This is a genomic window from Nocardia sp. NPDC004711, assembly GCF_053601595.1.
This window is the reverse complement of the sequence record NZ_JBSGCB010000120.1, coordinates 1-11,089: the sequence shown is the minus strand read 5'-3', so window position 1 is coordinate 11,089 and position 11,089 is coordinate 1. Positions and strand designations below refer to the sequence as shown.

Below are 11,089 nucleotides of genomic sequence, written 5' to 3'. Positions count from 1 at the left end.
ATCGGGATGCAAAGCCCCGACAATTTCGAGAAGTCACTCCACGCGGCTGCCTGACAGCGCATAAGCCCCCTGCCCACCATTTGGGGGGAACCTCAAGTAGAGAACGACGGGAATCAACAGGGCGCTCTCCGTTTTCGTACTTCGCAATCGCACCGCGAGAAACTCCCACCCGTTCGGCCAGCACCTGTTGCGAGATACCTCGGCGCGCTCGGATGAGACGGACCTGTCGGCCCACATATCTGCCCTCGTCGTAGCTCCGGTCTTCGCTCATGCGCATTCCTCGCGAGTGCTTACGGGACGTTCCGGCATGTGTCCCGCTGCGGGACAGTTTCCCCTGGTTGCACTGCCAGGCTAGCTCTGACCCCGCCACGAGGTCGATCGTTCCGCGAACCAACTCCCTCGCGGCGGATTGCCGGCAACCAAGGAGGGCGAATCATGCGATACCGGCCTACAGCGCTGGGATGGATCGACCCCGATGTGAGCACCGCGCCGGAATGGGACCAGGCACAGCTACGTCGACTGGCCCGACGTCTGGGCTACGTCCTGGCCTGGACGTCGGACCGCACACCAGTGCCATTTGTCGATCAAGTCCGCACTGCCGACGTAGACGCAGTGTTGGTCCCGTCCACGCTGCACCTCGACGTGCTCACCCTCGACCAGCTCTTGCGCCTGGTCGATGTCGAAAGCGCATGCCCCCGTGAGACATTCGCGCGCTACTTCGGTGGGGTGCACGGATGCCCCGCATGACACCGATGGGACTGACCGACTACCGCATGATCGGGGTTCTCGCAGACGCCAGCAACCAGCTCACCGTCGCTGAACTCGCGGTCGACGTGAAACTCACCCCCGCTGCTACCCGACGGGCAGTCCACCGGCTGAGGGCGCGTGGACTCGTCGAGAGCGGGCCGTGTGGGGGTTGGCAGCTCACCCGTGAGGGCCGGGTGCTGTGGACCGCCAAAGGCGGTGGGCAGACCACGACGCCGACCTACTTCGTTGCTCGGGATTTCGCGGACGGTCGAGTCCATGTCCAGCAGTCGTGACGGACTTCGAGAACACCGATATCGAGAGGAGGCGCAGCCATGCCCGGCCCGCGATGGTCTGTTGGCCGGAGTCGATCGCCCCTCATGCGGGTCCGAAACCATCCGAATGGGAAAATCTATGCTCCACAAGATAATTCGCGTTATGCTGATCTTCGTCGCAGCGACATCCGTGTGGTTCGCGCTGTCCCCGGCCACCGTGTATGCGGCCCCGTCCAAGGACTGGTGCGATTCCAGGCAGGAGGAGCTGCAAAACGAATGCCTTGCTCGGTTCATCGACGATTCATCAAAGGTGGTCCAGTGCAAGAAGGTCGTAATGGACTGGTACGCGAAGTGCCTGAAAGGCGATATCGACACCACGTCGCCGTGTCTATGTGAACTGCTCAAACCACTCGGGTTCGATGCGCGCGTTACCGGACGCCCGGATGACTTCAACGAATAGGTTGGCTGTCATGACGACACCGAAGCGTTTCGACATCGGACGGGACTGTGGGCCGTTCGGGCAGCCGATCGCCAGTCGCGAACTGGAGGGCCCGAACGGGCGGGTGCTCGTGGAAGTCGGAGCGCCGCGCCGCCACCCGGACGTCGGGGTGCGCAACGTCTGGTTGTGCCCGATCCGAACCACCGGAATCGACGAGTCGCCGCGCGAGAACGTCGCGTCCGGCGTGGACTCGATGGACGCCTTGCAGTCCGCCCTGCTCATGCTGTCGGTCCAGCTGGATGCCGAGCCTGGGCCACTGTCATGGCCACTCGGTGGTGGTGGCCCGGAGATGACATTGAAGCGGGGCTGACAAATCGCGTCGTCGATTGACGAACTTCCCCAGCGCTGCTGCTGGGGAGTTCTTGCGCGCGTTTGTGAATCGTTCCGTTCGAACCGGCAAATGGAACGATCTGGGGGTGTGGCAGCGCCTTTCAGCCGCGGCCGAGGAGTGCTCCGCCGTTGATCTGGAGGATCTGGCCGGTGGTCCAGCCGGCCTCGGGGGAGGTGAGGTGGGCGATGCCTGCGGCGATTTCGTCGGGTGTGCCGGCGCGGCCGAGGGGGATTTGGGAGATTCGGTCGGCTTCGAGTTCCGGTGTGAGCCGGTCGGTCCAGAATTCGGTGGCGGGGACGAAGCCGGGGGCGACGGTGTTGACAGTGATGCCTTGTGGGGCGAGCTGTTGTGCGAGGCCCAATGCCCAGCCGTGGAGGGCGGCTTTCGCGGCCCCGTAGGGGCCTGCTCCGCGTAGTGCGGCGATCGAGCTCACCGACACGATTCGGCCGCCGGGGCGGGTCATGTGTGGGATCAGCGCTTCGGTCAGCAGTACCGCGGTGAGCACGTTCAGCTGGAAAGCGTTGGTGTAGGCGGCCGCGAGGCCGTCCAGGTCGCCGGGTGTGTGCGCGGGGTTACCGCCCGCGTTGTTGACCAGAATGTCGACAAACCCGTCTGCCGCGATCTGTCCGGCAAGGGACTGGACCTGATCGGGTGCGGTGAGGTCGGCGGTCGCGGTGGTGACGCGGTCGGCCCCGATGCCGGTGTTGATCTCCTTGGCGGTGGCTTCCAGCACGGTTGGCCGGCGTCCGATGATGGTCACCGACACACCGTCGCTGGCCAGGCGTCGTGCCACTGCCTTCCCGATTCCGGTACCGCCGCCGGTGACGATCGCGCGTCGCGTCATCGTTCCTCCCCTGATTGATGAATCGTATTCGGGCTGAAACTACTTCATGTGGCGCGAGCCATCGGAGTCCGGCAAGGCGCGGAGGTATTTGCCGGAGAGCTCGTGACAGTCGGGGACGAGGGCGCTGAGGCAGTCAGCTCTGGCTTCTACTGATTCCTCCGTCCAGATACCGGAACAAGCGAACGGCTTCTCCCATCTGCGGCGCACCGGATATGCCCTCGCGCAACATGATGGCGTGGAACAGCTCGAACAGTTCCTCATGCTGGAGCGCGGGCCGGTTCTCTTGGCGCCAGCGCAGGATGCCGGGTCCGTCGTTGCTGAAGTCGTGGTGCTCGCCAGGGTTGATGGTGACGCTGTCGCCGGCTCTCAGGGATCGGGTGACGCCGTTGAGGGTGAAGGTCATGACTCCGGCCAGCACGTGAAAGGACTCGGTCATCGACTTGTGCCAGTGTGCCGGTGGACCGCTCCAGATCGGCGTGGACCACTCGGTCACGAGCAGCTGACCGCCCGTTTCCTCCCCGGTGGTAATGAACCGCAACGTGAAATCGGTTCCGGGGATAGTGAGCACGTCGCCGGGTATTGCCATGTTCAGCACCATCTTTCGACTCGAGCGGTTGCCGCAGGGCAGCGTTGACGTCTCTGCTGCGATCTTGTCCCGACGTTACGACATGTCGATGGACCGGCGTGGAGATCGGATGGGTTGGCGCGGAACATGTCTCGCGGGATGCCAGTGGTCTGTGCAGACTCACGGGTATGGATCGTAGTTTCTATGCGGGTCGGGTTGCTGTGGTTACCGGGGCGGGGGCCGGGATCGGGCGGGAGCTGGCGGTGCGGCTGGGGCGGGAGGGGGCGTCGGTGGTGCTGTTGGACACGAATGAAGGGGCGCTGGGGGAGACGGCGGGGATGGTCAGGGGTGGGGATGGGGAAGTGGTGGGGATGGTGGCCGATGTCGCGGATCCGGAGCGGATGGGGGAGGTTGCGGCCGAGGTGGTCGGGCGGCTCGGGGGAGTGGATGTGTTGATCAACAATGCGGGGAAGCTTTTCTATGGCGGGGTGGCCGAGTCCGAGCCGGGCGACTTCGAGGCGGTGATGCGGGCGAATTTCGGTGCGACCGTGGTGAGTACGAAAGCCTTCCTGCCGTATGTGGTGAAGTCGCCCGCGGGGCGGATCGCGAATCTCTCCTCGGCGTACGGGTTGATCGGGCTCGGCGGGTCCGCGCCCTACACGGCGGCCAAGTTCGCGATTCGCGGCTTCACCGAGTCGCTCCGGTCGGAGTTGCGTGGACAGCCGAATGTTGCTGTCAGCTGCGTGTTTCCGGGTGGGGTGAAGACCGGGATCGCCTGGTCGGCGTTGGCGGCGGCGGGGGTGGACGCGGAGCGGGCGGCGCAGCGGTTCGACCGGTATGTGGCCCGCACCGATCCCGGCGTTGCGGCGCAGGTGATTCTGCGTGGTGTCGCGCGGGGGAAGAGTCGTGTACTGATAGGACCCGACGCGATCCTTGCCGAAGTCGCCGCCAGGGTGGCAGGCGGGCAGTACGAGAAGCTGATTCGGCTCGTGATCAGGGGATAAAAGGGGAAGACACGATGGCCGGTACACGATGGCTGTTGATAGAGACGTTCGGCGGCGGGGAGCCGACCGTCATCGGACTGGGCGGTGCGCCAAGGAAGTTCGTGCCGCTGACGCAGATCTTCCGGCAGCGTGAGACGCTGGCGACCATCCGCGGGGCGGTGGCGGCGACCGCGGAGGCGCTCGCGCCGGTGGAGGTCATGAGCGACGGCGGCCGCCGTCGGACTCTCACCGCGCCGCTGCTGATCACCCCGGAGCGCATGCACGCTGTGCTGGTGTGGTCGGGGCCGGTGGAGGAGACGGTGCCGCCGCGAGATCCGGTGGGGGCGTGGTACTTCAACCTGTCCACCTCGAAGTCCACGCGCTCGGACGATCTGCTGGACCTCTACGGTGTCGCACCCGAGAATCGGGCGCGCGAGCACGCCATCGCCGGCGTGTTCGCCCGCGTCATCACCAATAGCGACGAGTCCGACGCCCTGGCCAAGGTGGTCCGGTCGGCGCCGGGCACCGAGCATCAGGCGGTGTGGACGGTCCGCCGCGACGACGGCGCCTTGCGGGCGGCACACTTCTCGTGCCGCATCATCGAGGAGACCGATGTCGATGGGAATTCCGAGGTGTTCATGCGCGGGGTCACCCATGACATCGGTGATGCCACCGACGTCAGCGCGGCACCGCCGCCGGTGATCCTCGAACACCGGGTGCTCGACGCGGCCGCCGCGGAGGGTGATTTCCGGGCCATTGTCGACCTGCGCACCCTGCGGCTGCTGCGCTGGATGGGTCCGCCCATGCCGGGCATCGCCTGGCAGTCGCTGGCGGGCGAACCGGAGCCGGCCATCCACCCGGACGATATCGAGACGGCGAAGACCATGAGCCGCAACCTCGCTCACTCCCGCACCGCCGGGCGGCTGCGGCTCCGGACGCTCGACGGGGGCTGGAAATCGGTGCGGGTCCGGGCCGTGCTCATGGCGCTGGACCAGCACACGACGGCCGCGCTGGTCACCGTCCGGGATCCGGATATGCCGGACGTGGACTAGGTCGCCCGACCGCCAGCAAACAGACCAGTGGCAATGTTTGTTGTGTATCTAACACCGTCCGAATCGGTCCCGGACTGCTGCTCCAGGTCAGCGTGTTTCGCCAGTAAATACGCAGGCAGGCACACGATTTGCTCAATTGATCACACTGTGTGAGCCTCGATACACTGCCGCGTACACGCACCCGCGTGAGCGGGAATCTTGCCGGTGATCCCTGTGATGCCGCTTGTCGCGTCGTAGGAAAGCCCTGCCCGGGAACGCTCGTGGAGTGCTCCGGGAATCGGGGCTGCTCGGCGTTGGGAGGCGACGCAGTGCTCGGACCGACATACGCGTGGTGGGTGCACCCGCGCGGCCGCATCTGGCAGTGGATCGTCACCCGGGCGGTCCGAGTGGGGGAGAACTACGCGCGGCCACGCCTGGACGTGAATTTTCCACTGCTGGAGCCAAATCCCACGGATATCGTGCGAATTCCGCTGGACCGCTTGCACATCGACACCACGATCCGGCAATCCGGCGAGAACTCCCGGCATGTCACGGCGCTGTCGGAGGTCGCCGCGGCCCTGCCGCCGATCGTCGTGCACCGATCGCGCATGACGGTCATCGACGGCGCCCATCGCGTGCGCGCGGCAATCTGCAGCGGGTCCCAGTGGATCGACGCGGTCTACTTCGACGGTGACGACGGGCAGGCCCTGCTGCTCGCGGTCCGGCTGAACAGCAGGCACGGCCTGCCCCTGTCCGCGGCCGACCGCAAAGCCGCGGCCGAACAGGCGCTCTCGTTCTACCCCGACTGGTCCGACCGCAAGCTGGCCGAGGTGATCGGCCTGCCGGAACGGACCATCGCCGCGGTCCGGAAGCGGTCGGCGGCGCGCCCCGGCCGCCACCTCACCCGGCGCGCACTCGCGGCTCCCGCGCCACCGCCGCGCCGGTGTCACCCCGAGCGAATCCGCGACGAGCGTCCCCAGGCCGGTCCCGGGGCTGCCGCGAAAGACCTGTCGTATCCCGCTCGCGCACTGTGGAATCTGCGCTCGGACCCGGCGCTGACCCGCACCGAATCCGGCAGGCAACTACTACGCCTGTTCGACGAGCTGCCCGCGGATCCCGTGGCCTGGGCGGACCTGGCCGATGATCTCCCGCCGTACTGCGCCGCCCTGGTCGCCGAACTGGCCTCCCAGCAGGCCCGGCACTGGGCCGCACTGGCTCGATCCGCCAGCCGGATCGCCGCGGCCGAGAAGACCACTGCCGCGTGACAGCTCGATCCGATCGCGTTCGATCGGGTCGGTGACAGCCGGCGCCGCGTACAGGTGCCGATGCGGTCGAAGGCGTTGGCTCGCTTCATACCTGCCCGTGTGGGACGTGAAAGACTGGGTGGGTACTGATCGTGGTGTCGGGTGAGTTCGGAGTGGTCGGGTTGTCGGGGGTTCGGCGGATCGAGGTCCGGGGAGGGGACGGGGAATACTCGGGCCGGGTGTTCGAGCAGTGGGAGGCGGGGCTCAGTGAAGCCTATGTGCCGCTTGCGGTTTCGCCGCGAACTTCGGAGCGGTTCACGGGGTGGATCGTGCACGGAACCTACGGCGATGTGGAGTTGTCGCAACTGGGGGCCACCCGGCAGCGGGTGGACCGCACCCGGACCCTGATCGCCCGCACCGATGACGAGTTCCTGCACACCAGCATTCAGCTCACCGGCCGCGGCTGGCTGCATCAGGACGGCCGGGTCGCCGAGGTCGGGCCGGGAGAGATGGTCTTCTACGACAGCACGCGGCCGTATCACTGGGAGTTCGAGGGGGATTGGGAGATGGCGGCGGTACAGGTGCCGCTGAGCCGGTTGCGGCAGCGGGCCGCGATCACCCCGCGCGAGATCCCGACCGCGACCGCCGTGGCGCAGCGCAGTCCGGCCGGCGTGGTCACCGGCTTCCTCCGCGACCTGACCGATTTGCAGAACACCGCACCCGAACAGGCAGCCGTCCTGGCCGGTTCGGCGGTGGACCTGCTGGCCTCGGCCATCTCCCTGACCATCGGTCGGACGGTCCGGGGAGAGCCGGCGGAGACGCTGAGCCGAAGGCAGGTCATGGAATTCATGCGACGGCACTGCCGCGATCCGCGCCTCACGGTCGACGGCATCGCGGCCGGTTGCGGGGTGTCACGCCGGACCCTGTACCGCGTCCTCGAACAATTCGAGGAGGGCCCGGCGACCCTGCTGCGCCGGATGCGAATCGAGTACTCCTGCGGATTGCTCACCGCCCGACCGGATCTCCCCGTCACCGCCGTCGCCCACAACTCCGGCTTCGCCACCGAACGGCAGTTCTACCGCGCCTTCCGCATCGAGCTGGGCATGACCCCGGCCGCCTATCGGGCGACCGGAGGCGCCGCCCGCACCCGCTGATCAGTCCCGGGTCACGGCCTGCATGAGCAGCGGCTTGTCGGGCGCGCCGATGAACGAAAGCTGCGGCCGGATGGGCTCGCTGGTGGCGATCCGCAGATCCAGCTGCTGAGCGATGGTGGCGATCGACAGCACCACCTCCATGGTCGCGAAGTTCTGCGCGATGCAGATCCGCTTGCCCGCCCCGAACGCCAGCGACGCCTCCCGATGCGCCCGGGTCATGTTCTCCGGCAGATAGCGCGTCGGATCGAACTCGCCCGCTCGATCCCAGACCCGCGGATTGCCGTGCACCCCGTGCATGCTGATCATGATGGTGGTGCCGCGCTTGATGCGATAGCCCGCCAGCACGTCCTCGCCCAGCGCCACCTTGCTGAAGGCCATGATCGGCGGGTACAGCCGCATCGTCTCCAGGAAGACGGCCCTGGTCCACACCAGCTTGTCCACGTCGGCGGCGGTGGGAGCGCGCCCGCCGAGCACGGTGTCGAGCTCCTCGTGGAGGCGCTGCCGGACCTCGGGGTGGTCGGCGAGCAGCTTCCACACCCAGGTCAGCGCGGTGGCCGAGGTCTCCATGCCCGCCCCGATGAATGTCATGAGCTCGTCCCGGATTTCGAGATCGGTGTAGCTGTGCCCGGTCTCGGGATCGGTGGCCGCCATCAGCAGGCCGAGCAGATTGTCCTTGCGGGTGAGGCGGCCCTCGCGATGATCGGAAATGATTCCGGCCACGGCCTTCTCGATGCCGTGCAGCTCGAACATGATGTGCGGGGCCACCATCCAGGAGAAGGCGCGGAGAGCCCGGATCGGAATCCGTGAGCCCGCCTGCTTCTCGGGCTTCTCGGTGCGGCGCACCAGCCACATGGACAGCGGCCGCAGCGTCCGGCTCACATTGGTGACCACGCCCACGCCGAAGAACTTGAGCAGCCGCTCGAGCTTGATCTTGGAGATGGGCCCGTCCAGGTCGGTGCCGAACATGGTGCGCGCCACGATATCCAGCATGAGGCGGGTCATCTCCACGCCGACGTCGACCGGCGCCCCGGCCGCCCGCAGCCGCCGGGCCGTCTCCTGGGCCGCCTCGACCATGGGCACATCGAACTGGTCGATGGCGCTGCGCGCGAAGATCGGCTGCACCAGGCGTTTGTTGCGGTAGTAGAGGCGATCGTCGCGCTGGGTCACCAGGCCCTGGCCGAAAACCACGGCGAGCATGTCGAATTCGGCGCCGCGCACATAGTTCTCGTGATTGGCGATCAGCACGTGCCGGACCAGCTCCGGACTGCGCACGACGACATACTTCGCCATCGGCAGGCGGGCGATCAGCACATCGTCCTGACCCGGCAGCTCGGCCGCCAGGTACTGCATGATGGTGCGCTCCCGGATCCGCCCGGGCAGTCCCAGCGCCAGCCGCCAGGACTGCCCCCAGGTGACCGGCGTGTTGTGCCAGCGCATGGGTGCGGGCTGCCACCGCGGCGGGTGGAGTTCGGTGCTTCCTGTGGCCGGTGCTGTCATGGGGACCATCCCGTGCGATCGAAAGTCGTTCGCCCCGTAGGGCTTACGCTCGAATGCTACTGGGGAGTAGGAGTTCGCGCAGGCGATGTGGTGTATCCGTGTCCGCCGGGTCGCGGGATCGGTCACGGCTGCGCCCTTGATTCTTGAACAACCATTCAAGTACTGTGTGCCTATGGCCCGCACTCGCGAATTCGAACCCGATGACGTGGTGGATGCCGCCATGCGCCGCTTCTGGGAGCGCGGGTATCGGGCCACCTCGGTGGAGGACCTGGTCAAGGCGACCGGCGTGAAACCCGGCAGCCTGTACAGCGCCTTCCCGGGCGGCAAGCACGCGCTGTTCCTGGCCTCGCTGCGGCGCTACTCGGACCTGATCGTGCCCCGGAAATTGGGCGAACTCGATGATCCGAACGCGTCCCTGGCGCAGGTGCGCGGCTACTTCGACGGGCTGGTGGCCGACCTGCTCTCACCGGAGGGGCGGATGGGTTGCCTGCTGGTGAACACCGCCATCGAGAACGCCGCCACCGATGACGCGGCCGCTGCCGTGGTGCGCGGGCATCTGGCGCGGCTGGAGGATCGGATGCGGGACGCATTGCGGAATGCCGTGCGTCGCAAGGAGGTCCGATCGAACGTCGATCCCGTCACCGTTGCGAAGGGCTTGGTGGCTACATCGCAGGGGCTGATGGTGGTCGGCAAGGCCAATCCCGACGAGCCGGTGTTGCGCGCGATCGTCGACAATGCCTTCGCCGGGCTGTCGCCCGGTTAGGCGCGGCGAAAACCGTTGCAGGGCCGTCTTTGTGGACGGCCCCCTTTTCCCACCAATATTTGAACACTCACTCAAGAATGAAGGTATGTCATGAAGGCGATCATCATCTCCCACTACGGTGCGCCCGAGGTGCTCACCGTGACCGAACTGCCCGATCCGGTACCGGACGCGGGTGAAATCCTGGTCGAGGTCAAGGCTTTCGGGCTCAACCATGCGGAAACCTACATGCGGTCGGGGCAGTGGGGCGATGTCGCCCAGGTGACCGGTATCGAAGCCGCGGGCGTCGTCGCTGCCGACCCTTCGGGCAAGCTGGCCCCTGGGACCCCGGTCGTGGCGATCATGGGTGGCATGGGCCGCACCCGCAATGGCTCCTACGCCGAGCTGGTCACCGTGCCCGCGGACAATGTCGTGGCGGTCGACACGGCTCTGGCCTGGACCGATCTCGCCGCCGTCCCGGAGGTCTACGCCACCGCGTGGACCACGCTGCGCGACAATCTCGCCGTCACGGACGGTGAGACGGTGCTGGTGCGCGGCGCGACCTCGGCACTGGGACAGGCGGCGGTGAACATCGCCGCCGACCTCGGGGCCACGGTCATCGCCACCACCCGATCGCAGGCCAATGCGGCGATGCTCGAAAAGATCGGTGCCGCAGTGGTTCTCACGGAGGACGGCAATCTGTCGGAGCGCGTGCGCGCGGCCGGATTCGTCGTCGACGCCCTGCTGGACCTGGTCGGAAACTCCGTCCTGCGTGATTCGGTCGCGACCGTGCGACCGCGCGGGCGCGTCTGCCAGGCCGGATTCCTCGGCGGCCTGGCCCCCGTGCCCGAGTTCAACCCGATCGCCGACCTGCCCAGTGGAGTCCAGCTGTCCTTCTTCGGCAGCTTCGTCCTCGGGACGCCCGGATTCCCGCTCTCGGCGGTCCCGCTCGCGGACCTCGTCGCCAAGGCCGAAGCCGGTGTGTACCACGCGAAACCGGTGCGCACCTTCACCTTCGGCGAGATCGTGCGGGCGCACGAGGTGATGGAGTCCGGGACCGCCGGCGGCAAGATGACGGTTGCCGTCGGCTAGTACTGCAACTGCACTCAGGTGATTGGGTGGCCGCGCCGTCGGTAGTGCGATGACCGGGCTTGATGCTGGCGGCGTCGTCGCCAGCGTGACC

The 11,089-nt window shown here is 67.0% G+C and carries 14 protein-coding genes; 10 read left to right on the top strand and 4 right to left on the bottom strand.

What is annotated here, in order from left to right; translation table 11 throughout:
• Positions 1 to 271, bottom strand: a 271-nt coding sequence (locus ACWEKS_RS47670; protein ID WP_452346318.1) for a helix-turn-helix domain-containing protein, incomplete at its 3' end; no start/stop codon positions are given.
• 164 nt (positions 272 to 435) lie between these two features.
• On the opposite strand from ACWEKS_RS47670, the gene ACWEKS_RS47665 reads away from it, so the two are divergent.
• The 4 genes from ACWEKS_RS47665 (at position 436) to ACWEKS_RS47650 (ending at position 1,828) form a co-directional block, all read left to right on the top strand.
• Positions 436 to 747, top strand: coding sequence for a hypothetical protein (locus tag ACWEKS_RS47665; protein ID WP_452346317.1), 312 nt, complete (start codon positions 436 to 438; stop codon positions 745 to 747).
• Positions 744 to 1,040 (top strand): MarR family transcriptional regulator, encoded by a 297-nt coding sequence (locus ACWEKS_RS47660; protein ID WP_452346316.1) that lies wholly within the window; start codon positions 744 to 746, stop codon positions 1,038 to 1,040. Before ACWEKS_RS47665 ends, ACWEKS_RS47660 begins: the two co-directional genes overlap by 4 nt.
• A 142-nt stretch (positions 1,041 to 1,182) precedes the next feature.
• On the top strand, positions 1,183 to 1,479 hold the full coding sequence (locus ACWEKS_RS47655; protein ID WP_452346315.1) for a hypothetical protein: 297 nt from the start codon (positions 1,183 to 1,185) through the stop codon (positions 1,477 to 1,479).
• 10 nt (positions 1,480 to 1,489) lie between these two features.
• Positions 1,490 to 1,828 (top strand): DUF6968 family protein, encoded by a 339-nt coding sequence (locus ACWEKS_RS47650; protein ID WP_452346314.1) that lies wholly within the window; start codon positions 1,490 to 1,492, stop codon positions 1,826 to 1,828.
• A gap of 121 nt (positions 1,829 to 1,949) precedes the next feature.
• Here the strand turns inward: ACWEKS_RS47650 and ACWEKS_RS47645 are convergent, their stop codons facing one another.
• Together ACWEKS_RS47645 and ACWEKS_RS47640 are read right to left on the bottom strand one after the other, a co-directional pair.
• Positions 1,950 to 2,693 carry an SDR family NAD(P)-dependent oxidoreductase gene (locus ACWEKS_RS47645; RefSeq protein WP_452346313.1) on the bottom strand — a complete coding sequence of 248 codons (744 nt, stop codon included), beginning with the start codon at positions 2,691 to 2,693 and terminating at the stop codon, positions 1,950 to 1,952.
• Between the two features lie 133 nt (positions 2,694 to 2,826).
• Positions 2,827 to 3,291: a cupin domain-containing protein gene (locus ACWEKS_RS47640; protein WP_452346312.1), complete on the bottom strand. Its 465-nt coding sequence runs from the start codon at positions 3,289 to 3,291 to the stop codon at positions 2,827 to 2,829.
• 155 nt (positions 3,292 to 3,446) lie between these two features.
• On the opposite strand from ACWEKS_RS47640, the gene ACWEKS_RS47635 reads away from it, so the two are divergent.
• From ACWEKS_RS47635 to ACWEKS_RS47620, 4 genes are all read left to right on the top strand, one after another.
• On the top strand, positions 3,447 to 4,262 hold the full coding sequence (locus tag ACWEKS_RS47635) for an SDR family NAD(P)-dependent oxidoreductase (protein WP_452346311.1): 816 nt from the start codon (positions 3,447 to 3,449) through the stop codon (positions 4,260 to 4,262).
• A gap of 14 nt (positions 4,263 to 4,276) precedes the next feature.
• Entirely contained in the window at positions 4,277 to 5,293 is a 1,017-nt protein-coding gene (locus ACWEKS_RS47630) for a GAF domain-containing protein (RefSeq protein ID WP_452346310.1), read from the top strand.
• A gap of 308 nt (positions 5,294 to 5,601) precedes the next feature.
• A complete protein-coding gene (locus ACWEKS_RS47625; RefSeq protein WP_452346309.1) occupies positions 5,602 to 6,537 on the top strand; it encodes a hypothetical protein in 936 nt (311 codons plus the stop codon).
• Positions 6,538 to 6,668: 131 nt separating this feature from the next.
• On the top strand, positions 6,669 to 7,670 hold the full coding sequence (locus ACWEKS_RS47620) for an AraC-like ligand-binding domain-containing protein (RefSeq protein WP_452346308.1): 1,002 nt from the start codon (positions 6,669 to 6,671) through the stop codon (positions 7,668 to 7,670).
• Here the strand turns inward: ACWEKS_RS47620 and ACWEKS_RS47615 are convergent, their stop codons facing one another.
• Positions 7,671 to 9,167 carry a cytochrome P450 gene (locus tag ACWEKS_RS47615; RefSeq protein ID WP_452346307.1) on the bottom strand — a complete coding sequence of 499 codons (1,497 nt, stop codon included), beginning with the start codon at positions 9,165 to 9,167 and terminating at the stop codon, positions 7,671 to 7,673. It abuts the gene before it with no gap.
• Positions 9,168 to 9,339: 172 nt separating this feature from the next.
• On the opposite strand from ACWEKS_RS47615, the gene ACWEKS_RS47610 reads away from it, so the two are divergent.
• A complete protein-coding gene (locus ACWEKS_RS47610) occupies positions 9,340 to 9,930 on the top strand; it encodes a TetR/AcrR family transcriptional regulator (RefSeq protein ID WP_452346306.1) in 591 nt (196 codons plus the stop codon).
• 90 nt (positions 9,931 to 10,020) lie between these two features.
• Entirely contained in the window at positions 10,021 to 10,998 is a 978-nt protein-coding gene (locus tag ACWEKS_RS47605; protein WP_452346305.1) for a zinc-binding dehydrogenase, read from the top strand.
• Positions 10,999 to 11,089 lie beyond the last annotated feature (91 nt).